The organism is Clostridium cellulovorans 743B (genome assembly GCF_000145275.1).
In the GTDB taxonomy this organism is placed as follows: Bacteria; Bacillota; Clostridia; order Clostridiales; family Clostridiaceae; genus Clostridium_K; species Clostridium_K cellulovorans.
On the sequence record NC_014393.1, the window covers coordinates 3581508 to 3606292 of the forward strand.

A 24785-nucleotide genomic window follows, 5' to 3' on the forward strand; every position below is an offset into this window, starting at 1 on the left:
TATAGGCTCATCACTGCATTTATGTTAAACTGTCCCTAGAGGTGATTTTTATGAATTATAATATATTTGATAAAATTAAATCAGTACTTTTTATTTCCTTTTCTATAGTTCTTCCAGCTGCGATTCTAATAGTTCTTATAGGCTATTTTTATATTCCAAGTGAAATCCCTAAATATAACTACTTCTATGATTTCCAAATCACTGAGTTACGTGACTCTAGATATCAATTAGAAGTTCCAGCGAAAACTTCTGATAAAGAGATCCTTGTTTCTATGGTAGGCGATGTAGTTATAGGTACTGATGATTCATTTAATTACGATTCAAGCCTTATGGAAGCTTTTGACTCAAATAAAAAAGATTATAAATATTTTTTTAAAAACGTATTAGAAGTATTCTCTGAAGATGATATAACAATTGCAAATCTTGAGAACCCATTAACCGACTCTTCAACAAAATCATATAAAGGTGAAGGAACTGTTTTCAATTTCAAGGGTCCAATGGATTTTGTTAAGATATTATCTTCATCAAGTGTTGAAGCAGTTACAATTTCTAACAACCACATATATGATTACGGCAACGAAGGATTTCAAGATACCGTTGATACTCTAAACAATTCAAATATTGACTGTATCGGCGAAAACTTTAAGTTGATAAAAGAAATAGACGGTATAAAATTTGCCTTCTTAGGCTATCAAGGCTGGTATAACTCTTCTGAATTACTTAATTCAATAAAAAATGATATTGAAGATGCAAGATCAGAAGGCTGTACTATAGTAATTCCATATTTCCACTGGGGAGACGAAAATCAATATACACCTAATGATACTCAGATTTATCTTGCACATTACGCTATTGATTCTGGAGCAACTATGGTATGGGGATCACATCCGCATGTTATACAGAGTTTTGAATTATATAAAGACAAGCTTATCGCCTATTCTATGGGAAATTTCTGTTTCGGTGGAAATAATAACCCAAAGGATAAGAAATCAATGATTTTACAAACTAAATTTATTATTTCTAACAATACTCTTGAAGATATAGCAATTAAGGTTATTCCAACTAGAATTTCATCAACGGAAGAATTTAATGACTATGTCCCAACTCCATATAAAGAGCAAGAAGCAAAAGATTTCTTAGAAATTTTAAACAACTACTCACCAACTCTAAATAATAAGATTTCTAACGATTATATAAACCTAAAGTCTTTATCTAAGGCATAAAGCTTTCCATAAGACTTTAGACTAATTAGCAAATTTATCTTTTTTATATTATAATAATATGCAGCTAAAGAGTTAGTCTTGGAACACTCTAGCTACCCATAACTAAAGTTTGAGGTGATTAAAATAGGATTTCGTAGTTTTATTAGTATAATTTCATCAAAGGTTCTCGGAACCATAAGTAAAAAGCTATTTAAAGGAGGCACTAACTTCCCCGGAAGAATAGCTTTAAAAATTAAAAAAGATATTTTAAAGGATATTACTAAGGGGTATAAAATTATCTTAGTTACAGGTACTAATGGTAAAACTACTACCACTAGCATGATTTACAATATGCTTAAGGATTCAGGGTTAGATGTAATAACAAATGCTACTGGTGCCAACCTTATTTCTGGTATAGTTGCTTGTTTTATAAATAACTATAGCTTCAAGAAAAACAAAAGTCAACGATACGCAGTTATTGAAGTAGATGAAGCAAATCTAAAATTTATAACTGATAAAATTTCTCCCGATGTTATTACAATAACAAATCTATTTCGTGATCAGTTAGATAGATATGGTGAAGTATATACAACCTTAAATATTCTTTTATCTGCTATAAAAATGTCACCAGACTCAAAATTGATTTTAAATGGTGATGAATCACTGCTTGGAGATTTAAAACTTCCAAATCCAGTTTCTTATTACGGCTTTAAAGTAGGTATTAACGATAATAAAGAAATTGATATTAATGCCGACGCTAAGTTTTGTAAGGTTTGTAAAAGTCCTTATAAATACAACTTTGTTACATACAATCATCTAGGTAGTTTCTACTGCGAAAACTGTGGTTATTCAAGACCAAGCTTAGATTTTTCAGTAGACGCTGTATTAGAAAGCAGCACGCAAGGCTCTTTGGTTAAACTTAACGATAATGAATTTTTCATAAACCAACCAGGAACTTATAATATTTATAATGCTGTCTGCGCTTACGCTGTAGCAAAAACTGTGGGAATTAGTGATACTGTTATAGAAAAATCCCTTAAACATCAAGCATCAAGTTTTGGACGTCAAGAGATTTTAAATATAGATGGTAAAAAAGTTAAGATTATATTAGTTAAAAATCCTGCTGGTTACGATGAAGCAGTAAACACAGTAACCTTTAGCGAAAACTCTCTTAATATCGCTTTTCTTCTTAACGATAATTATGCTGATGGAACAGATGTTTCTTGGATTTGGGATGTTAATTTTGAAAAGTTAACTTCTAAAACTATTGATGACATAATAATTGGTGGTCTTAGGAAATATGATATGGCTGTAAGACTAAAGGTAGCAGGTCTTAATGTAGATAAATTCACCTTAGTAAACAATTATGAAGATTTAATTGAAAAAATCAAATCTATAGCTGGTGAAGAAATATATATATTAGCAACTTATACTGCTATGACATCCTTTAGAAAATTTCTTCATGGAAAAGGCTACATTAAAAAGTTATGGTAAAGAGGTGTGCAAATGGAATTAAATATATGTCACTTATATCCTGACCTCTTAAATGTTTATGGAGACTTAGGAAATATAAGAATACTAAAATACAGAGCAGAAAAAAGAGGAATTACAATAAACATCCATAACGTTTCTTTAAAGGATAGTTTCAATAAAGATGATTATGATATAGTTTTCTTTGGTGGTGGGCAAGACTACGAGCAATCTATAGTTTCCACTGATTTATCTGAAACCAAAAAGGACGGTTTGTCTCAATATATAGAAGAAGGGAAAGTGCTTTTGGCAATTTGTGGTGGCTATCAACTTTTAGGTAAATATTATACAACTCCTGAAGGCCAAAAACTACAAGGCTTAGGAATTTTAAATCTCTATACAGAAGCTGGAAGCAAACGCTTTATTGGTAATACTGTAATAGTAAACGAAGAAGTAAATGAAACATATGTAGGTTTTGAAAATCATTCTGGCAGAACATATATAAATGATTTGAAACCTCTTGGCAAAGTAATCGAAGGTTATGGTAATAATGGTGAAGATGGATATGAGGGATGTATTTATAAAAACACCTATTGCACTTATTTCCATGGGTCCCTACTTTCAAAAAATCCAGAACTTGCAGACAGGTTAATAAAAACCGCCCTTGCAAATCGCTATGGTGATGAAGTAGCTTTAACCTCACTTGATGATACCTTTGAACACAATGGGAAAAACTTCATAATAGAAAGAAATAAAAAGTAGCTATTTTTGAGAAGAACTGTACTTTGTCAAAAACAAAGTACAGTTCTTCTATAGCTACTTTTCTTATATCCTTATTCTACTTCATATTTATTAATTAGTCTCATCCTTTTTAGTTTTACATATTCATCTTCACTGATGTTACCAAAATCACTAAACTCATAACCCTCATGTTTTAAGAATTTTATTATTACTGGTAGCGCCTCAGCAGTTGTCATATTATAATGAGCATCGTGCATTAAAATGACTATCCTGTCTTGATTTTTGTATTGCTTCTTGAAGGTCCTTAAAAGAGTACTAGAAGGTGTATTCTTATATATTGAGTCCTCTAGGCTCATATTCCAATCTACATAACACAATTCCCTATTAAAAGCTTCCTGCCTTATTTCCTTTAAAGTTGTTTTATTCCCCATTCTATTAGAGGATCCTCCTGGAAACCTAAAATACTTATTTGTACCCCTATACATTTTTTCTTCTAATAATTCACGACACCTTTCATTATCCTTAAAAAAACTCTCTACATCATTATAAATATTCTTATTATGAGTATAAGTATGAATACAAACACTATGTCCTTCATCGATGGTTCTCTTAAAAGTATTTGGATTGCTTTCTATAGAAGTACCTATAACAAAGAAAGTAGCCTTTATATCATATTTTTTTAGGATATCTAAAATTTTGTCCGTGGCTCTACTGGGACCATCATCAAAGGTTAAATAAACAATCTTCTCCCTTTGAGACTCTTCTTCCCTATTTTCAGTTGGTGGATCTATACTAGTAGCTTTAATCTCAAAAGCACTAAGTTCACTCCCACCATAAAAACAAAATCCGAAAATTAGAATTGCAATTAACAGCTTTCTCATAATATCACCAGCTTCTTTTGTTTGTAACGATAATATTATGTCACTAATTAATAAAATTATAGCTTTTGAAGAATTATTTTTTCATTTTCAACGTCTATTCCCACTTCATCTCCATCAAATATATCACCTTTAATAAGTTTTCTAGCAAGTTCCGTTTCTATAGTATTTTGGAGATATCTTTTTAAAGGTCTTGCACCATATATTGGGTCATATCCTTCCACCGCTATTAATTCCTTTGCCTTTGATGTTATCTTTAATGTTATATTTCTTTCCTTTAATCTAAATCTAATTTGATCAAGGAAAATATCTATTATTGAAGCAATTTCATCTAAGGTCAATGGTTTAAATAGAATAGTATCATCAACTCTATTTAAGAATTCTGGTTTAAATCTTGTTTTCAATTCAGCCATTACTTGGTTTCGTACACCTTCTTCAACAGTCTTTGACGAAGAATTTGATAATAGATGGCTACTACCAATATTTGAGGTCATTATTATAATCGTATTTTTAAAATCTACAGTGTTTCCTTTATTATCTGTAAGTCTTCCATCATCAAAAATCTGAAGGAAAATATTAAACACATCTTCATGTGCCTTTTCTATTTCATCAAAAAGAATAACAGAATACGGTTTTCTTCTCACTGCCTCCGTAAGCTGTCCACCCTCTTCATATCCTACATACCCTGGAGGCGCTCCAATAAGCCTTGAAGTTGAATATTTCTCCATATATTCCGACATATCAATTCTTATTATATTTTCCTCACTATCAAAGAGGTTTTTGGCTAAGCTTTTCGCTAATTGAGTCTTACCAACACCAGTAGGTCCTAAAAATATAAAACTACCAATTGGTCTATTCATATCCTTTAGTCCTGCCCTAGCCCTTAAAACTGCATTAGAAACTGCTGTAACTGCTTCTTCCTGTCCAATTACTCTTTCTTTTAATTCTTGCTCAAGTCTTAAAAGCTTTTGTCTTTCGCCTTCAATAAGTCTTGTAACTGGGATTCCTGTCCACTTTGCAACGATTTCTGATATTTCAGATTCCGTCACTTCTTCCTTAAGCATAGCAGTATCATATTCTTTCCTTAAAGCTTCTTCCTTTTCCTTTAACTTCTGCTCTGTTTCTGGAAGTTTACCATACTTCAATGCAGCAGCTTTATTTAAATCATATTCTCTTTCTGCTCTTTCTATTTCTCCTTTTATATCATCAATTTCAGATTTTAATTCTTTAACACTAAGAATTTTATGTTTTTCCTTTTCATACTTAGCTGAAAGTTCTAAATCTTGTTCTTTTAATTCGCTGACTTCCTTCTTTAAAGCTTCATATCTTTGAATAGCAGAACTATCACTTTCTTTTGATAAAGCTTCCATCTCAATTTCTAATTGAAAAATTTTTCGTTTTAATATATCTAACTCCGTAGGCATACTGTCAATCTCTGTTCTAATCATTGCACAAGCTTCATCTATTAAATCTATTGCTTTATCTGGAAGAAATCTTTCAGTGATATATCTGTCTGATAATTTAGCAGCTGCTACAATTGCCGAATCATGAATTCTGATTCCATAATGAATTTCAAAACGTTCTTTAAGTCCTCTTAATATAGAAACAGTGTCCTCTACTGTTGGTTCAGTAGCAATTACTGGTTGGAATCTTCTCTCAAGAGCCTTATCTTTTTCTATGTATTTTCTATATTCATCAAAAGTAGTTGCGCCTATACAATGAAGTTCCCCTCTTGCAAGCATAGGTTTTATAAGATTACCAGCATCCATAGAACCTTCTGTTTTACCAGCACCAACTATTGTATGAATTTCATCAATAAATAAAATTATTTTTCCTTCACTACGCTCAACTTCCTTTAGCACAGCTTTTAATCGTTCCTCGAATTCTCCACGGTATTTAGCACCAGCTATAAGAGCTCCCATATCTAAAGAAAAAATTATCTTTCCTTTTAACCCTTCTGGTACGTCTCCCCTAACAATTCTTTGAGCTAGGCCTTCTATAATCGCAGTTTTTCCCACCCCTGGTTCTCCAATAAGTACAGGGTTATTCTTTGTTCTTCTTGATAAAATTCTAATTACTCTTCGAATTTCTTCATCTCTACCAATAACCGGATCAAGCTTGTGGTTTCTAGCTGCATCTACTAAGTTTCGTCCATATTTTGCTAAAGCCTCATAAGTTCCTTCTGGGTCATTTGATTCAACTCGTTGGTTACCACGGACAACTTTTAAATTATCCATAAAACTTTTCTTATTTATATTGAACTTGTTAAATATCTTACCTATAGCATCACTACTATGATTCTCTAATAGTGCCAACATAACATGTTCTACACTAATATATGAATCCTCAAAACTCTTTCTTATATCATCACTTTTTACAAAAATTTCTTCAAAACGTCTTGTAGCATATACTCTTGCTTCCTGAGCCCCTTGACCAAGTACCTTTGGCATTCTATTTAACTCTGTTGTTGTTTCATCTACAAGAGCCTTCATATTGATATTCATCTTATCAAATATATTTGGCACCAATCCATTTTCCTGCGTTATCAACGCATAGAAAAGATGTATCGCATCAATTTGTTGATGATTAAATCTCACTGCACATCCCTGTGCATTATTTATTGCTTCTTGTACCTTTAATGTAAGTTTTTCAACATCCATTCTCTACCCCTCCAATATAACTAAAAAATTTATATGAAAAAAGCCATATCTCCGTATTAACTCAGAAACATGACTTTTTTCTATAACTTCTTCAGTATCCTTAACATAATATTCAATTTAGATACCCTACTTAAAGTTCTTCCTTAATATTCATAGAAAAATTAAGGTATTTTATAGCATCAACAGTGTTTTTCATTTCATAGTACATGTTTCCTATTTCAAAATATCGCTGACAAATCTCATGTTTAGAACCAGTCTTTAATAGTATATCCAAGGAAAGACTATAATATATCTCTGCACTTCTATACTCTCCACTCTTCTCTAATGCTTTTGCTTTGAAATAATACATCTTTTCAGTAAATATATTATTATCAGCCGCTATCACTTGATCAATGTGACTATTGCAAATATTCAAAATGTCATCATACATTTCATTCTTCATGAAAACTTCAAGAACAAATATAATATAACTTATTTTTTGCTCTTGATTCAATTGTGCTTCTATTTCTAATATCTTATTACAATAAATTAGCGCAAGTTCATTACATCCAACTTTATGGAATAAATTCATATAACAATAAACTATTGTAGCAAATTTTTCTGGTTCCTTTTCTGCTATTTCAATTCCTTGCAAAATGAATGGATACGTTTCTTCGATATTCTTTGTTTGTTTATATTTAACTATACCAAGAATCCCCAAAGCCCTAGCTCTTAAATAGCTATCTGAAACGAAATCCACTCCATTTTCCATTTCGCTTATTAGTTCAAAGGCTTCTTCAAGCCTATTTAAAAAGATTAGGCAATTAGCTTTTTTAAACATTGCAGAGTAATAAACATCTTTATCTTCAATCTTATTATCTTCAATATAACGTAATGTAGTTTCATAATACCCTAACGCTTGTACATATTCATCATTTAAATATATAAAATCGCCTATATCCATAAACATAAGGTATCTCATACCACGTATCTTAGTACCTAATTCATAATATCTTGTAAGATACTTATGACATTCTTTAGAATTCTTTTTATCTATAAACCAACTAAAAATAGAATGAATAATTTCAAAGGCTAAATCATTATAACCGCATTCAATAGCTACTTCTAAATTGTAATTTAGCTCTTCAATATACTTATATCCATCAGCATTTTTTTTGCATTCTTGTATATTTTCTGTTATTTGTTTCTCAATATCTTGGACTAAGTAATCGTAATCAAGACCAAGTCTTTTAGCAATATATAAAAGTACTTCTTCTTCCGCTTGTATCTTATCATTTTCTATACAACTCAATTTCGATACAGATAACTTATCTCCGCAAAGTTCTTTTAAGGTATATCCTTTATATATACGTGCTCTTTTAATCTTTTTTCCTACCGATAAAATCTCCATAACTTACTCCTGTCCTTAAATATCTTGAAGTATGCCTAAGCTTCTAAATAACTCTACCCCTTTATTAAGATACTGGTTGGCCATTTTTTCGTCACCTTTATCTAAATAGAAATTACCAATTTTAAAGGAAAGCTGTGCTGCTTCTTTATAAAGTTCTTTACTTTCAGCATAATTCAAAGCTATTAACAGATTTTTTTCTGCGTACACATCATTGTTCTCCATGTGGAACAGTCTGAAGTTTAAGATATATACTTGTACCATATCAAGGTCAGAAATATATTCAATGTTTTCATTGATTTCTTCTAATACTTTTCTTGCATTTTCAATATCTTTAAGCTTCACATAATTGTTACACATATTTATAAGTGTACCGATGAGTTTATTCTTATCGTATTTGTTTCTAAGCTCCCTTGCTTTCTCATAGTGATCAAATGATTCTTGAATATTTTCGAATTCATAAAATAACTTTCCTAGATTATTTTCTATATCACCCATATATTCTAGGTTTCTAGCTTCATCTAAAGTCTTTAATGCTTTGTTAGAATATCTAATTGCATATTCTAAGTTTTCATTTTTCAAATATTCCTTTGCTAACAAAAGTAAGGTATTGCCATAATCACGCTTATTATCTAGCTGTTTAAATTTTTCTTTTGCCAAATAAGTATAATTAATTGCCTTATCAGTTTGGTCAAATATTTGGTGTATCTTAGCTAAATTATGATAAATCTTCCCTTTCAAGAAATCATTAATGACTTCATTGTCGGTAAATATTCTCTCAGCTTGCTGAAAATAAGTTATAGCAGAATGATATGCTTTTAAATTATAAGAAATATCACCTAGCTTTAAAAATGTATCAACCATTTCTTCAAATAGTTTTTCTTTTGTAAATATTCCATTAGATATTAAGAAATATTCTTGCGCCTTTTGAAGATTCCCTTTTTCAGCTTCGATATCTCCTTTTAAATAGTAAATCTTTGCTTTTCGATATTCTAACTTATACTTTTCAGCATAGTAACTACTCTTTTCAATATTTTCTTCAGCTAAACCCCATTGTTTTTCAATAATGTGGGATTCTGCGATGTTTTCATAGTAAATGCAAATCTTTTCTGCTTGTGTTTCTTCACTTTCCATTAAATATTCAACAGTGCAGTGAAGAGTATTGGCCAGATATTCTAGCAAATCCATGCTAGGATTTGACTTCCCAGATTCCACAAGACTAATTTGTCCTGGCGTTATACGATCTCCAGCTAGATCCTTCAATGTAAAACCTTTTTCTTTTCGTAATCTTTTTATTTTCTCTCCTAGTGAAAGAATCTCCATATTTTTTACCTCTTCAACATAAATTTTCAAAGTTAAATTTAATTTAAAATGTAGTGAAAATTTTATTTTATTATATCACATTTAACTCATTTTTTCTTATCTTTTTTTAAATAAAATATTATTTTTGTCATTATAGTACTCAACATATACCATTAATTCTATTTTTTATACAAATATTTAGAATAAAATTTCAATTTAAAAAAACTTAAGGGAGTTTTCCCTTAAGTTTTATCTCATCCAACAATTTACAGTATCATACATATCTTCAGCTTTATTGCAAATATTCTTACACCCTCTTTTTACTCTTTTCTGAGTTTTCATATCCATATCTGGTATTGAAATAATTGCAAAAACCACTGCTCCAAGCATACCAAAAATCATACCTCTAAGAAAGTTATTCATTAGTTGCTCTCCTTTCAAAATAAACCGATTGTTTATTGTACTATGTTTGTATGATATGCAAATTTTATTATATTAACCTTGGGAATTTTTTCCTTGCATATTTTTTGCTATAAGCTCCATAATTACATAACTTTTTTCTGCATCATTTAACCTACTTACAAGCATCTTGCACTTAGTTTTATCTTCTTTATAAGCTTTAATTAAAAACTCTAAGATATCAAAGTCTTCTTCTTTATTTTCTTCGTCTACTAATTTTTCTACTTGGCCTACTACAATAATATTTCCTTTACCTTTAGGTGCAATAGCTATTATCTCATTTTTTACTTCGCTAGACACAACTTCTAACTTATTAGTTAATAACCATTTTTCAGTAACCTTGGTAGGGGTAATCCTAGCTTTCTCTTTGCATTTTTCATCAACAATTTCATTAAACAAATCCCCTGTATGACTATCTACTTTAACAAATATTATGTCCAAGCCTTGTTTCATTAAGTTATTCATTTTCTCATAATACTCTATAGAAGATGATTCTTTCCTCTCCCAAAAACCTGTTGCATGATGTGAAATTCCTTCATAATCATGAAAAATAACAACTTTTATTTCACCCTTATCAATGGCATATTCCGCAGCCCTAACAGCACCCCTTAGTTCTCCTGCGATTTGCCTTATGTTTTTCTTAGACGGATCTTTTATTCCATCACTTTCTATATATTGTATTACTCCATTTTTCACAGCAACTAATCCATAGGAATAAATTTCTTCCGTTCCATTATAGCTTCCATCAACATAAATATGTAGACAATCCTTTGGATAATTACCTTCCTCTTTCTTTAAAAGCTTATTATTATCGCTTAAAAAAGCTTTAGCTTCTTCCATATTTTCAAAGCTTTTATATTTAGCACCTTTTACACCTTTTACATATTTCAAACATTCTGCCCAAGTAGAAACAATTTTATTTTCAATTTTTATATTTTTTTCAATGTCAAAGCCTTCCTTTATGGCATATACCTTTTTACCCATATATTCTCCTTACTTCTAAGTTAGTCTTTCTTTTTTAATTTTGTCCTCTTTTTTCTTAATAATACACTTGAAATAGTAGTAAATACTGTGCTTATCTTCTTCACACCAAATGTATTAAATATATAATCTGTGCCATCCTTAATTACCATTAATATATCTGCCTCACCAGACCAATTATCTAAAATTACTTCCTCAGGCACCTCTTCCCTAACCATGTTCAATGCATAAAAAATCATATAAATATCATCAAAATCACCAATAGCTGGTATTACATCATTAATAATATCAATTGGTGAAAATTTATATACTACAGATATTCCAAGAATTGCTTTTATCTTGAGTGGAACACGCTTGTCCTTAAATAACCTATAAACGAGAACTATTAAATCCGGTACAAGAGCAACATATGGAACTGCCTCTCTATATTTATCTGGAACATTTTCTATTATTCTAGTTCTTATTTTATTGTATGCATCTTGAACTACTACTCTCTTTTCTAAAAGTATTTTTCTTTCCTCTTTTATCTCTTCTATACTCACAGTTTCCTTCTGCATATTGACATTAATATCTTTGGTTTCAATTTCTATATACCCCTCATTAATTACTAAAGATTCTAAATTGAAAGAGACAATAGGTATAAGCTTTTGAATTCCTTTAAAATTTACAATTAGATGGCCTTTAGCTTGCTTTATACCATATCCATCCAAATCCTTTAGCAATTTCCCCAAAACATAATCTGCTAGTTTTACAGAAACTCTAAGCTTTGCTGCTGACAGTTTAAATATCTTTAATTTTATTTCATCTTCCTTAACAGTTCCAACCCCTACTACTGCTGTAAAAGGTAAGGAAATTCCCAATTTATATGAACCCTGTACATTTATTAACCCATTTGAAATTTTGATTTTCTCTATTTTCAGTTCTTTTACATCAAGATAATCATGAATAATGCTCATAATATCATTCTCAGTAATTCTTAACTTTACATATGAAATGTTCATAATTCTTCCTCCTAAATTTAAAAGTTCCTCTCAAATTAAAAAGCTTATCCTAAATTAAAAAAGTTCCTCATTAAAAAACTCATAAGAACTTATTCATAAGTATCACTTTTAGTTATCTTATCCATATATTCACCTTAAAGTATACACTATATCTCGAAAAGGATAAATATCCAAATACATAAATATCCAAAATAACTAAAAATACATGATTTTTTTAATTTATAGACTGATATACTCCAATAAAATGACTAAATATGTGTAATTTAAGATTTACTAGCTGATAAATTCTTAGCAAAAGTTACTAAGGTAAAGCTTAGTAGAAACATTAGCTTTTTTTTATACTTCTATGTATACTGTTATTCAGTTAATACTCTTTTTATTTCAAAACAATTTAAAGAGCTAGAAATTTTAGGAGGAAGATCAATGAAAAGACCATTTAAAAATATTTTAATAATTCCTGTTATAACTGCAGTAGTATCCGTTGGCCTTTTAATGGTCACAGAAATGAACTTAACTACCAAAAACACTAAATTATATTCTGAATTTAATGAAGATTTAAAAAATAAAAATATAAGTGAAGTTCATCTAACAAAGAGTGATACTATTTCTGTTACTTTAAAAGATGGTACAACTTATAAAACTGATAACCCAGAAAGTCCTTCACTAAAAGCAGATTTATTAAAAGAAGGTGTAACGGTATCTCCTGGAAATTCTACTTCTCTAGGGGTTATCGGAAGGTATATGTTTTTCTTCTCCTTATTAGCTATCGGAGGAATATTAATCAAACGCTCTTATACTGGTACCAAAGGAATTATTAGTGTAGATAGTTTAGAGAATTCCTCAGCTGAAAATTCGCACTTAACATTAAATGATATAGCTGGAAATGAAGAAGCAAAAGAATCTGTAATGGATATAATCGATTTTCTAAAAAATCCTCAAAAATATAGAGAATATGGGGCTAGAATGCCTAAAGGAATAATTCTTTATGGTGATCCTGGTACTGGGAAAACCCTACTAGCAAAAGCTGTAGCTGGTGAAGCTGGTGTACCTTTTTATGCAATGAGCGGTTCTGATTTTATACAGGTTTACGTTGGTGTTGGGGCAAGTAGGATCAGACAATTATTTAAGAAAGCAAGAAGTCATGGAAAAGCTGTTATCTTTATAGATGAAATCGATGCAATAGGAAAAGCAAGAAGTAATTCCGCTTCTGGTGGTTCCGACGAAAGAGATCAAACCTTAAATGCATTGTTAACAGAAATGTCAGGTTTCAATGAAACAGAAGGAATAATCGTTATGGCAGCGACAAACAGACTTGATATTTTAGATAGTGCTTTGTTAAGACCTGGAAGATTTGATAGGCACATAGAGATAACTTTACCAGATATTTCAGCTAGAGAAAAGATTTTAAATTTACATTTACAGAATAAACCCCATGAAAATATCAAAATAAAAGAATGGTCTCAAAAAACCTCATATTTTTCGGGCGCTAAGCTTGAACATTTAGTTAATGAAGCAGCAATCTTAGCTTGCAAAGATAACTCAAAAGACATCCTTGACATTCATATGGACAAGGCATATTCCATTGTTTTAGCTGGATACGATAAAATGAATAGAGACTACATTAAGGATAGTGAAAAAAGAATTACTGGATTCCACGAAATTGGACATGCTCTAGTTTCTCATCTTCTCCTTCCTATGGATAAGGTTTCAAAAGTGACTATAATTCCAACAACAAAAGGAGCTGGTGGATATACTTTGAGCATCCCGGAAGATTCTATGTATCAAAATAAAGATTACCTAAAAAAAAGGATCATGGTTATGCTTGGTGGAAGGGCAGCTGAAGAAATCATCTTTGGTCCTGAAAAAATCACTACTGGAGCTCTTAATGACTTAAAAGAAAGTACTTCCTTGTCATTAAGAATGGTTTCCCAATTTGGAATGGGTGATAGTCTCGGTCTTTTATCTATAGAATCCCTACCAGATAAGTTTTCTTCATCAATGAGTACTGAAGTAATAAAAGAATGTAAGTCCTTAATAGAAAGCCTATATGAAGATACTAAAAAGATTTTAATTGATAATATAGAAATTCTTAATTCATTAACAGAAGAATTATTAGAAAAAGAAACCTTGTACTATGAAGATCTTCTAAAACATTGCTCTTAAAATTACTATAAAAGTGCACAAGTTTCAGTTAGCTAATTTTAAGCTTTAACTAAAATACTATGTGCACTTTTTTCTTTTTTAAATCTATCTTACTATACTTTCAACAACAACATTTTTTACCTTTACAAGATCAATTTCATAGAAAGGTATTGGTGCTTTAGTTATATTGTCATAAAGTACTCTTATCACTGGCCTATCTGGAAAACTTTTGTTCTGCCTTACTACGTATCCTTCAATTCCATCAGATAACCTTAAACAAGATCCTAATGGGAAAATCGAAAAAGTTTCTTTAAACCTTTGTACAAGTTCCATATCAAATCTAGAATCTGCACCGGATAATACATATTCATAAGCATCAGTTAGACTACATCTTTCTTTACTTATCTTACAATTAACTACAGCATCATAAGCATTACTTAAAGTTATAATCTTTGCAAATTTTGAAATTTCATTTCCCTTTAATCCAAATGGATAGCCTAATCCATCAACTCTTTCATGATGTTCTAGTACCCCTCTTATTGTTTTATCAGAAAAACCTCCAATCTCTTCTAAAATCTCTTTTCCATAAATGCAATGATTTTTTATAGCGTCTCTTTCTTCACGAGACCAAGCTTCCACTCTATTTAAAACATACTTTGGAATTTTTGTTTTACCAATATCATGAAGGGAAGAGGCAATTGCAAGTTCCTTAAGTTCCTCACCATCTATATTCATAGACATGCCTAAAAAACATGTTATTATTGTAGTATCTAAGGAATGTATGTATAATTATCATGTGTTTTTATATCATATAAACATTTATTTACATCCCCATTTTCTACAATATGATCAACAAGTTCTTTTACATATCCTAAACGTTTTTTAGTCTCATGTATCTCATTAGCGGATATATTTTTAATAATATTGGAAATATCTTTTATTACATAACCTTTTATTTCATCTAACTTAGAATCAGCGTAACTTATATCCTCTAATCTATCATCATTTATGTATATATAATACACACCTTGTAATTTTAATTTTTCAATGTATCCTGATGTTAGGGTTATTCCTGCCTTTAGAAGTCTATTACCATCCTCAGTATATATGTCGCGTCCCAGGACCTCATTTTCTTTAACCCTATCTATAAACTCTAATCTCATTCCTCACCTCAAAACCCTCAATTTATGACCTACTTCATATTGGGTCTTAGATTAATTATACTTATTAAATTAAATAATAACAATATTTTTATGCATTTATACTTAATTTTAATTTTTTTGATATAATTCCCACAATAATTCAACTATTTTCTTTTAATTAAAATTATGTTAAACTTCTTCAAAAACAATTTACTTTTTTTAATATAAAAAAAAATTTCTACAAAGAGTACTTGCTCTTTGTAGAAATTTTCTATTCTATATTTCTTCTATCATATCCAATAGTTGTCTAAAAGTATCCATTGTATCTTCAATTGGCTTAGCGGTAGTCATATCTACACCAGCTTCTTTTAAAATTTCGATTGGATAATTACTGCCACCACTCTTTAAGAAACCTTTATATTTTTCTAAAGCTCCCTCTTTCTCTTCTAAAATCATTTTAGCAAAAGAGCTTGCTGCAGCATATCCAGTAGCATATTGATATACATAGAAATCAGAATAGAAATGAGGTATTCTAGCCCACTCCATATCAATCTCTTCATCCACTACCATATCTGGCCCAAAATATTTTACATTTAGATTATGCCATATACTACATAAATCGTCAGCTGTTAAGCTATCTCCTTTTTCTAAGGTTTCATGAGTTATCTTTTCAAACTCAGCAAACATCACTTGTCTAAATACAGTAGCTCTTATCTGCTCAAGTTGACTATTTATAAGATATAATTTTTTAGTTTTATCCTTTTCTTTATGAATTAAATGGTTTATAAGCAATATCTCATTCGTAGTTGAAGCAACCTCAGCACAGAAAATAACATAATCTGAATAGATATATGGTTGACTTTTCCTCGAATAATATGAGTGTATTGAGTGTCCCATTTCATGAACAAAGGTAGAAACATCATTTAGTTCATAAGTATAATTTAAAAGCACATAAGGCATAGTATCATAACAACCCCATGAATACGCCCCGCTTCTCTTTCCTTCATTAGGATAAATATCTATCCAAGAATTTTCTATACCACTATTAAATATAGAAAGATATTCGTCACCTAGAGGTTTTAATGCTTCATTAGCAATAGTTACTGCTTCTTTAAATTCTATATGTTCTTTTGGAGTATCTATAACAGGAACATATAAATCGTACATATGTATTTCATCAAGCTTTAGCATTTTTTTCTTTAGCTTGACGTATCTATGTAACAACGGTAAATTCTTATTTATAGCCTCAATAGTATTATCATAAACAGAAACTGGAATATTGTTTGGGGCTAACGCACTTTCTATTGCATTACTATAAGAACGAATCTTAGCATTAAAATTCCAAGTCTTAATAGACGATACAAGAGAAGTTGCTATAGTATTTCTAAACTCTCCATATGTTTTAAATAAACTTCTAAATGCATTCTCTCTCACATTTCTATCTTTTGATTTTATAAATTGAGAATACATAGCCTCTGTAAGCTGCATTTCCTCATTCTCTTCATTTTTAATCTTTGGAAATTTAAGATCTGCGTTTGCAAAAATACTATATATACTATGTGGTGCATCAAAAAGTTCTGAAGCACTAGCTAAAAGTTCCTCTTTCTCTTTAGTTAATATATGAGGTTTTTTTGACATTATCCTTTCTAGATAAAACCTATATAACTCCAATTCCTTATTTTCTTTTATTACTTTTTCTACAAAATCATCTTCAAAAGAAAGAATTTCTGGTACAAAAAATGCTGTGCTACCCTGCAATTCCGCTACATAAGAATTTACTCTTCCTTTAATCCCCTGATAGGTTGTATTCTTTGTATCCTCATCACTTTTTAAAAAAGCATACATCATTATTTTTTCTACATCTCTTGAAATTTTCTCATCTAGTTTTAAAAATTCCAAAAGCATATTTGCTTCTTTTAACTTACCTTGATATTCAGATAGTTTTTTAGCTTCTTCTTTGGCTACTTTAAAAGCTTCCTCCCACTTATCATCTGAAGCAAATATTTTATTTACATCCCATTTTGCTGTATCTGGTATTTCACTTCTCTTTAATAACTTTTTAGAACCTTCCATATAATTCCCTCCTCTATGATTATAGTGATTAAATCCCTATATAATTATCTTGCAGAAGTTATTTTCAAAACTAGGAATTAAGCCTATATTGCAAGATTATATTTAATTTATTTATATTCATCTTCCTTTCCTTGAATATCAAAGAATACTTTTTCCATAGCTTCTTTAATCATCTCACATAAGCTATTTAACTTCTCTTCCATAACCTTATAATTATCCGTATATTCGAAAGTTATCTCCCAAGTTGGATTATATTCATCTTCGTTTTCTATAACCTCATAATCCTTTGATGAAAAAGCCTCTAAATCAAACAAATCAAATATTGCAGAATATTCCCATTCCTCTACATCCTTATTTGTATCGAATTGAAGATGTACTACTTGCCCATCATAATATAATTTCGTTATGTAGATAGCTCCTTCTGAAACATTATAGCTATCCAATTCTCTTATAAATTTATTTTCCTTATCTCTTTCTATAAGTACTAATGAAGAAAAATCCATAGTATCATCTCCTGTTATCAAATTTAATCTTGTGTTTATTATTTTATCACATAACATATATATTTATTTTCCACATTCTGGTATAATCTAATTAAATTTTATAGAATTCAGGAGTTTTAAATGAAAAAAAATAAAATAAATCCTAAATATAAAATCCTTCTGACAAAAGCTTTAATTCCTCTTATACTAATTACATCAATAAAAGCTGTCTTCTTTAGAGAACCAGAACAACAAGTAGATATTTTCGTCAAAACCTATATGACCTCTAGTATTTTTAATAAATATAAAATCAAAGACATATCTAACCTAGAGGTTATCTTTTCTGACGGAAATTACGCTGTTGTAAATATTCAAGGAAGAGATAATAGATCCAATGAAATAGTGCGCTATGATATTTATGTTACTAAAGATGAAAGACACTGGAAAATTAAAAAGATCACCGAAAAGGATGTTCTAAGTAATAAGGTAAAAAAATATTTAAATTAATTTTTCATGTTATCTGGAAATATATAAAAATAGAGAAATACCGTCTTACGCTAGTCTCTAATCTTCTTTTTTGCATTTTTCACAAATAGCTTTAATTTTCAGTTCATGACTGACAACTGTAAAACCTGTTTTGTCCTTTATATTTTCACCAACACTATACATCGGACATTCTATTTCAGTCTTTTCATGACATTGTATACATTCAAGTACATGTTTATGGTCATGGACTTTCATTTTATATCTATATTTACCATCTCCCAGGTCGATTCTATCAATAATATTTTTCTCATAAAATAAATCTATTGTTCTATAAATCGTGGAAAGATCTATAAATAATTTTCTCTCCTTACAAATTTCTAAAATTTTATCAGCACTTAATGGTTCATTAATTTCCTTAAACAATTCTATAATGATAATTCTTGGTTGTGTCGCTTTGATACTCTTACTTTTAAATAGTTCTTTATTTTCCATACAATCACCAATTATATTTTACAACAAATCTATAAATATTTAAATTAATTTGTTTTACAATAAAATCATCTTTAGTCCAAAGAAAATAAGAATGACTCCTGCAATAAATTCAGCATACTGTTCCACTATTGAAATCTTTTTTAAATACTTTGATAAGAAAAATGCTGCTAAAGATAAAATCATTGCAATTAGTCCTATGTATAAAGCGTATTCAAATATTATAAGCATATTTTTCTCATAAAATAACACTGCAAACCCAACAATCATAGCATCAATACTTACTGACGCCCCTAAAATTGCATACATATCCTTCCGAATCCTAAAGTTTCCTTCACCTTTCCTATATCCCTGCCAAAGCATAAGAAAGCCTATTATAATCTGTATAACTCCTCCAATTATTTCTGGAACTGATATAATATAACTGTTAATAAAGTACCCTAATGTGGCTCCAATATAAGCAAAAAGAAACTGAAAAAATCCAAAAGATAAAGCAAGGATTATTTTCTGTTTTTTCACAGCACAACCGGAAATGCCTATGCTAAGAGCCACTCCAAAGGCATCTAAAGCTAATGCTATAGCTATTAATGTTAATGAAAAAAAGTTCATAATTACCTCCCATTCCTTCCTTAAAAATAAGTGGATAGAATTTAATATATGTTTCATTATTGAATTTACGTTAAAAACTTATATGATCATTGAACTATCAATAAGCTATATTCATAATCTTTATTAAAACATATAAAAAGAGAGAGTTATTAGCCCATCTATATAAATTTATGAATTACATTTTCAATTATTCATTTTACTTAAATATGTATCATAAGGATATGGAATTATAATTTCCCCTATCTTACTTATACCAATAAATATATTTCCTATTCTCTTAACTAAACATAAATTTAAAATTAAAATATATAAGTTCTGATAATTACACTACATTGAAATTTAGAACTCATATAGTATAATAAAAAAGAGATGGTAAGCTACACCATCTCATTTTTATTATTCCATTCAAGAAACTGAAAGTTTTCTGCTACTACTTCAGTTACGTATTTACGATTACCATCAACTTCGAAGTTTCTAATCTTAAGTTTTCCTGAAATACTTACCATATTTCCTTTTTTCATATACTTATTAAAGGTTTCTGCTCTTTTTCCCCATAATGCTACAGGGATAAAATCCACTTCTTTTTCACCTTTACTATTTATATGTCCTGTATTTACTGCTAGAGTAAACTTGCACAAGAAATTATCCTCAAAAGCCTTTAATTCTGGTTCCTTAACTAATCTTCCCACTAGCATTACTTTATTCATAAAACATCCTCCTAAAACAAATATCATCTCAATTATTGACAATGAAATAAAAGTTTAATCACAAATCTATCAGATATTTTCTAGTAAGCATTCTAAAAAATAACACTTATGTGGTAATTAGATTTTTACAGATAAACTTTAAGTTTACTCCTCATATTCCCATTCATTTAAAAAGCCATATAAGGCTGGGTAAACATTTAAGGCCGCCATCATAGACATATAATTATCCATTGCTTTATAATCTTCATCCTTAATCTTCACAGCTCTTATCATAAGATTTTTAGGAGTTTCAAGAGGTGAAATATATTCTACTATAGAAACGTCATACCCTTTAGCTTCAAGAAGTGTTCCCCTTAGACCATCTGTTAATACATCTGCCATCCTAGCCTTTAGCACTCCATATTTTAGAATACTTTTTAATGGCTCGTAGCTATACTGAGAAAGCAATTCCTTATGACAACAAGGTACAGCAACAATTGCTTCTGCTTCCTCTTTTATACCATAAGCAAGAGCCATATCTGTTGCAGTGTCACAAGCATGAAGGGATAAAACCACGTTTATCTTTTTTCTTGATTTAAATTCCTTTATATCCATTGCATAAAACTCCATATTTCTATATCCAAGACTTTCAGCCATAGCTTTAGAAGTTTCAATAACGCTCTCTTTTATATCAATACCAATGAAATTACACTTTATTTTCTTAACCTCAGTTAAATAATAATTTAATACAAAAGAAAGATAGGATTTTCCACAACCACAATCTAGAATAGTTAAGTTGCCTTTCTGAGCTAATTTTTCAAACATCGGATCAAGTAATTCTACATAATGATCAATCTGATTATATTTCCTTATCTTATCATTCTTAACTTTGCCATCCTTAGTCATAATATCTATAGCTTTTAAAACTTCATCAGCTTCTCCAACCTTTATGTAATAACTTCTATTTAAAAGAGTAGATGTACCTTCTGTAAAATGAATTTTCTTCGTCTCTTTTTCTTCTTCCTTAACTTTTACATTTTTCATTGTAACATTCTTATTATCAGCTGTAATTAATATATCCGTACCTCTTTCCCTATAAATAAAATTCACAGCTTCATATTTTTCAGCTTCTTCTAATATAGAACTTACAACTTCCTTTATAGTTTTTACTTTAGTTACCCCAGAAAAATTAAATTTAATTTTTCCTTCTTCATAAGCACCTCTCCCTACAAATTCTTTTAGCCCAGCTTTATATGTAACTACTATTTCTTTAAATGTATCATTATTTTCAGCAAATCTGCTTTCTATACCCATCATAAATAATTTTAGCTTACCTATGTTTTTACTATTCATTAATTATCTCCTTATCAACTGCGATTTTTAGACATTATAATACTTTTTAATCTTTATAATTGTAGCATAACAAATGGAACCTGAAAATAAAAGTCTATAATCCTTAATTTAATCCTAGGTGTTCCCCCTATAGCTGCTATAACCAAGACTATACGCAGTTTTAAAATTTTTCTATCCACTAATAAAGAAATGGACACTAAGTTGCACAAAATTCTAAATAAGTTACAAGATAATTACTATAAACAAACCTTATATTTAAACAAATCTAAACTTTAAATTTAAAATCGAAAAAGGCACTTCAAAGGATTAACCTTGAAATGCCTTACTTTATTATCTATATAAAGGATTGTTAATTTGGTAATGACATTTAATTACTATTGATGTCATCTCAAATCCTTGATTTTTAAAAAGAAAGAGTTTCTATAATTATCTATAATTAAGAATTTTGACAGTTTGAGAAAACAAGAGAGAATTTAGATAGATAACCTCAATTAACTAGAAACCCTATATAAAATTAGCATATTTATTTAGTTAAGCTTTATCTCTAAACATAGAGATTAAAAGCTTAACACAAGAACTTTCCCAAGTTTCAACTTAAAGCATGGACACTTCTCACAAACTCATTTAAGAGATAGTGAGTAACATTTGTTTACCCTACTTAGCTGATGTCTTTATTATATATCATTCTTATAATAATCTCAAGAGTTTTTTAGAAAAAAATATTATTTGATTAATTTTTAAATTAAACAACTTTTTTATCCCTATTTTAAGATTACTTCAGCTATCTTTAAACATATAGGTGCAATAATCACAGTAACTATTCCAGCGATGCCAATAGCAAGTCCACTCATAGCTCCCTGTGTTTCACCAAGTTCTACAGCCTTGGATGTTCCAACCGCATGAGCCGAAGTACCAATAGCTATCCCCTGGGCAAGCTCATCGTCAATTTTAGCAAGCTTTAAAACTGTTGGGGCAATTACTGCTCCTATAACACCTGTAATAACAACTACCACTACAGTTATTCCTGAGACACCTCCTAATTCTTTTGATATTTCCATAGCTATAGGAGTTGTAACAGACTTAGGAACTAACGATGCGATTATCGCTGTATCTGTCCCTACTAAATAAGTAAGTAATAAAACAGAAATAACACTAGTCAATGATCCCACCACTATTCCAATAATAATTGGAACTATATTTTTCTTTAAAACATCAAGCTTTCTATATAAAGGAAGAGCTAACGCAACAGTAGCAGGTGTAATGAAAAAGTTTATAAACTTTCCGCCTTGGTTAAAAGCTTCATAATCTATGTTGAAAATTACCAAAACTGCTATTACAATAATTACTGCTATAAGTAACCCATTGAAAATTGGCACCTTGGTCTTTTTATATATATAAATTCCTATCTCATAAGCTATAAAAGATAGAATTATCCCAAACATATAGTTATTAAATATATTCTCCATTACTTATCCCTCCTTTTTCTAACAAATTGAACAGTTCTTCCTGTAACCACCATCACCAAAACTGTTGTTACAAAGGTTATTAAAAGTATTGATATCCAGGTATCCTTTATTAAATGAAATGTAACAATGAGACCTACCGCTGCAGGAATAAAGAAAAATGCTAAATTATCTATTAAAAAATCCGCAACTACATCAATATCTTTTGGTTTTACAATGCCAACTAATAAAGCTATAAATAATAAAACTAATCCAAGAACACTACCTGGAATAGGTAAATTTAACCCCTTTGATAATATCTCCCCCAAGAAACTAAATGACAATATTATGACTAGTTGTCTTAAAATCTTCATATGTTCTCCTCTTTTCTTTCATAATTTTTTGTAAAAACTAATATTGTGATTAAATAGAAAATTTTAGTTTCACTTATACGAAACAGTGTTTTACATATACCTTCTAAGTATAGTATAGCATAATGAAAACCTTACCCAACAAGACTTAAATCACTAATAGTATAATTAATAAAAAGAACCAATGAATCATAGACTTATCTAATAACCCATTGGTTCTACCCTTATTCACTTTGTGCTCTTTCTCTATCCATTAAAAAATTAAAAATTATTCCTTCAAATATTTTATTATGTATTACTAATTTTCCGTCTCTCTCTACTAAAATTCCATGAATAATTGCTTTTTCATATACATAGGGAGTAAAATTTTCTATACCTCCATCAACAAATATCTCTTTTAATATATTTCTTATCTCTGAATTCCTTTCTATAATTCCTATAATATAATCGAAAAGAGGGTTCTTCTCAGAAATTATAATATCAATAGCTTCCTGTAAGCCTTCTATATCCCACTTTTTCTGTAGTTTCTTATCCATGATATAAGCCATTTTACTCACAAGATAAGGATAGCCACTAGTTATCTCATATAGTTTTCTTGACATTTCTTCAACGTTTAACGTAAGCTTCTCCTCATTAACATATTGACTTAACATTGTTTCTATATCTTTATCACTAAAGGATATATCTATATCAAAATCCATGGCAATATTAAATGGACTATTAAACCTTATCTCCTCCTCCTCTTCTTTTATAGTTGTGCTTAAATTTTTTATATCATATACCCCTGCTAAAATAACACTTTTAAAAGTTATATCTTTCCCCATCTGCTTAGAGAGGTATTTCCTTCTTAACAATGATAAAAACTTCAGAAACACACCATTATTACCATTTTTATCTATTTCATCTATTATCAAAACTACCTCTTTCTTTATTTCATCAATAAATTCTGATATAGTAATGGACAGGCCGTCAAAATCCTTAACTCCCTCTTGATGCCTTGAAAGAATTTCGTATACATCTTTCTGAGGAGTCATTCTAAGATTATCAGTAAGCAACTTTAAAATACCCAAGCTGAAATTTTCTTCATTTTCAAATATTTTATTGCTTACAGCTTCAAAACTAACAAATAGCACAACATATCTAGAATTTAACTTCTTAGAAAGTTCATTTAAGATAGTAGTCTTTCCATATTGCCTAGGTTTACTAATCACAAAACAATACCCTTTATCCACCATTTCTTCAATACCCGTTATCTTATCACTGATATCAACCATATAATTTATTTCAGGGACACAAACTCCAGTTATGTTAAATTCCTTTTTCATTTCTGTCACATCCTTAATCATTTGTATTCCTATCTAGTATATCCATATATGCTAAGTTCTAATTTGTATTTAAATTTATCCAGTGTTTTGATAAATGCCCTCAG

Annotated in this window: 23 protein-coding genes; 5 read left to right on the forward strand and 18 right to left on the reverse strand. The window is 29.7% G+C overall.

Annotated features, from left to right (window positions below; translation table 11 throughout):
* Positions 1 to 50 precede the first annotated feature (50 nt).
* From CLOCEL_RS14570 to CLOCEL_RS14580, 3 genes are all read left to right on the forward strand, one after another.
* Positions 51 to 1223 (forward strand): CapA family protein, encoded by a 1173-nt coding sequence (locus CLOCEL_RS14570; RefSeq protein WP_010075693.1) that lies wholly within the window; start codon positions 51 to 53, stop codon positions 1221 to 1223.
* A 114-nt stretch (positions 1224 to 1337) separates the two neighbouring features.
* Positions 1338 to 2696, forward strand: coding sequence for a Mur ligase family protein (locus tag CLOCEL_RS14575; RefSeq protein WP_010075694.1), 1359 nt, complete (start codon positions 1338 to 1340; stop codon positions 2694 to 2696).
* A gap of 12 nt (positions 2697 to 2708) precedes the next feature.
* Complete coding sequence (locus tag CLOCEL_RS14580; protein WP_010075695.1) at positions 2709 to 3434, forward strand: type 1 glutamine amidotransferase; 726 nt, start codon at positions 2709 to 2711, stop codon at positions 3432 to 3434.
* A gap of 71 nt (positions 3435 to 3505) precedes the next feature.
* Here the strand turns inward: CLOCEL_RS14580 and CLOCEL_RS14585 are convergent, their stop codons facing one another.
* From CLOCEL_RS14585 to CLOCEL_RS14610, 7 genes are all read right to left on the reverse strand, one after another.
* A complete protein-coding gene (locus CLOCEL_RS14585; protein WP_010075696.1) occupies positions 3506 to 4294 on the reverse strand; it encodes a polysaccharide deacetylase family protein in 789 nt (262 codons plus the stop codon).
* Positions 4295 to 4350: 56 nt separating this feature from the next.
* Positions 4351 to 6951 carry an ATP-dependent chaperone ClpB gene (clpB, locus tag CLOCEL_RS14590; protein ID WP_010075697.1) on the reverse strand — a complete coding sequence of 867 codons (2601 nt, stop codon included), beginning with the start codon at positions 6949 to 6951 and terminating at the stop codon, positions 4351 to 4353.
* 130 nt (positions 6952 to 7081) lie between these two features.
* Entirely contained in the window at positions 7082 to 8341 is a 1260-nt protein-coding gene (locus tag CLOCEL_RS14595) for a helix-turn-helix domain-containing protein (protein ID WP_010075698.1), read from the reverse strand.
* Positions 8342 to 8356: 15 nt separating this feature from the next.
* Positions 8357 to 9661, reverse strand: a complete 1305-nt coding sequence (locus CLOCEL_RS14600) for a helix-turn-helix domain-containing protein (RefSeq protein WP_010075699.1) — start codon at positions 9659 to 9661, stop codon at positions 8357 to 8359.
* A 228-nt stretch (positions 9662 to 9889) separates the two neighbouring features.
* Complete coding sequence (locus CLOCEL_RS23285) at positions 9890 to 10063, reverse strand: hypothetical protein (RefSeq protein WP_010075700.1); 174 nt, start codon at positions 10061 to 10063, stop codon at positions 9890 to 9892.
* A gap of 72 nt (positions 10064 to 10135) precedes the next feature.
* On the reverse strand, positions 10136 to 11083 hold the full coding sequence (locus CLOCEL_RS14605) for a ribonuclease H1 domain-containing protein (protein WP_010075701.1): 948 nt from the start codon (positions 11081 to 11083) through the stop codon (positions 10136 to 10138).
* 20 nt (positions 11084 to 11103) lie between these two features.
* Positions 11104 to 12081: a YkvA family protein gene (locus CLOCEL_RS14610; RefSeq protein WP_010075702.1), complete on the reverse strand. Its 978-nt coding sequence runs from the start codon at positions 12079 to 12081 to the stop codon at positions 11104 to 11106.
* A 423-nt stretch (positions 12082 to 12504) separates the two neighbouring features.
* Between CLOCEL_RS14610 and CLOCEL_RS14615 the strand changes: the two genes are divergently transcribed.
* Positions 12505 to 14244 carry an ATP-dependent metallopeptidase FtsH/Yme1/Tma family protein gene (locus CLOCEL_RS14615; protein WP_010075703.1) on the forward strand — a complete coding sequence of 580 codons (1740 nt, stop codon included), beginning with the start codon at positions 12505 to 12507 and terminating at the stop codon, positions 14242 to 14244.
* Between the two features lie 84 nt (positions 14245 to 14328).
* Here CLOCEL_RS14615 and CLOCEL_RS23795 read toward each other — a convergent pair whose 3' ends face one another.
* The 4 genes from CLOCEL_RS23795 to CLOCEL_RS14630 all read right to left on the reverse strand — a co-directional run bounded on the left by CLOCEL_RS23795 (position 14329) and on the right by CLOCEL_RS14630 (position 17941).
* Positions 14329 to 14964: an HD-GYP domain-containing protein gene (locus tag CLOCEL_RS23795; RefSeq protein ID WP_341271450.1), complete on the reverse strand. Its 636-nt coding sequence runs from the start codon at positions 14962 to 14964 to the stop codon at positions 14329 to 14331.
* A gap of 29 nt (positions 14965 to 14993) precedes the next feature.
* Positions 14994 to 15386, reverse strand: coding sequence for a hypothetical protein (locus CLOCEL_RS23800; RefSeq protein ID WP_341271451.1), 393 nt, complete (start codon positions 15384 to 15386; stop codon positions 14994 to 14996).
* Positions 15387 to 15641: 255 nt separating this feature from the next.
* Positions 15642 to 17438 (reverse strand): oligoendopeptidase F, encoded by a 1797-nt coding sequence (gene pepF / locus CLOCEL_RS14625; RefSeq protein WP_010075706.1) that lies wholly within the window; start codon positions 17436 to 17438, stop codon positions 15642 to 15644.
* 107 nt (positions 17439 to 17545) lie between these two features.
* On the reverse strand, positions 17546 to 17941 hold the full coding sequence (locus tag CLOCEL_RS14630) for a DUF6762 family protein (protein WP_010075707.1): 396 nt from the start codon (positions 17939 to 17941) through the stop codon (positions 17546 to 17548).
* Positions 17942 to 18061: 120 nt separating this feature from the next.
* Here CLOCEL_RS14630 and CLOCEL_RS14635 point away from each other — a divergent pair, with 120 nt between their 5' ends.
* Complete coding sequence (locus CLOCEL_RS14635) at positions 18062 to 18427, forward strand: hypothetical protein (protein ID WP_010075708.1); 366 nt, start codon at positions 18062 to 18064, stop codon at positions 18425 to 18427.
* Positions 18428 to 18484: 57 nt separating this feature from the next.
* Here the strand turns inward: CLOCEL_RS14635 and CLOCEL_RS14640 are convergent, their stop codons facing one another.
* From CLOCEL_RS14640 to CLOCEL_RS14670, 7 genes are all read right to left on the reverse strand, one after another.
* Positions 18485 to 18898, reverse strand: a complete 414-nt coding sequence (locus tag CLOCEL_RS14640; RefSeq protein WP_010075709.1) for a Fur family transcriptional regulator — start codon at positions 18896 to 18898, stop codon at positions 18485 to 18487.
* Positions 18899 to 18952: 54 nt separating this feature from the next.
* On the reverse strand, positions 18953 to 19504 hold the full coding sequence (locus CLOCEL_RS14645; RefSeq protein WP_010075710.1) for a manganese efflux pump MntP: 552 nt from the start codon (positions 19502 to 19504) through the stop codon (positions 18953 to 18955).
* A 377-nt stretch (positions 19505 to 19881) separates the two neighbouring features.
* The gene (locus tag CLOCEL_RS14650; RefSeq protein ID WP_010075711.1) at positions 19882 to 20211 is read right to left on the reverse strand and encodes a single-stranded DNA-binding protein; all 330 of its coding nucleotides are present in this window, start codon (positions 20209 to 20211) and stop codon (positions 19882 to 19884) included.
* A 144-nt stretch (positions 20212 to 20355) separates the two neighbouring features.
* Positions 20356 to 21543 carry a class I SAM-dependent methyltransferase gene (locus CLOCEL_RS14655; RefSeq protein ID WP_010075712.1) on the reverse strand — a complete coding sequence of 396 codons (1188 nt, stop codon included), beginning with the start codon at positions 21541 to 21543 and terminating at the stop codon, positions 20356 to 20358.
* Positions 21544 to 22304: 761 nt separating this feature from the next.
* Entirely contained in the window at positions 22305 to 23009 is a 705-nt protein-coding gene (locus CLOCEL_RS14660; RefSeq protein WP_010075713.1) for an LrgB family protein, read from the reverse strand.
* The gene (locus tag CLOCEL_RS14665) at positions 23009 to 23359 is read right to left on the reverse strand and encodes a CidA/LrgA family protein (protein ID WP_010075714.1); all 351 of its coding nucleotides are present in this window, start codon (positions 23357 to 23359) and stop codon (positions 23009 to 23011) included. The genes CLOCEL_RS14660 and CLOCEL_RS14665 overlap by 1 nt, the downstream gene beginning before the upstream one ends.
* A gap of 221 nt (positions 23360 to 23580) precedes the next feature.
* Positions 23581 to 24681 (reverse strand): AAA-like domain-containing protein, encoded by a 1101-nt coding sequence (locus CLOCEL_RS14670; protein ID WP_010075715.1) that lies wholly within the window; start codon positions 24679 to 24681, stop codon positions 23581 to 23583.
* Between the last annotated feature and the right edge of the window lie 104 nt (positions 24682 to 24785).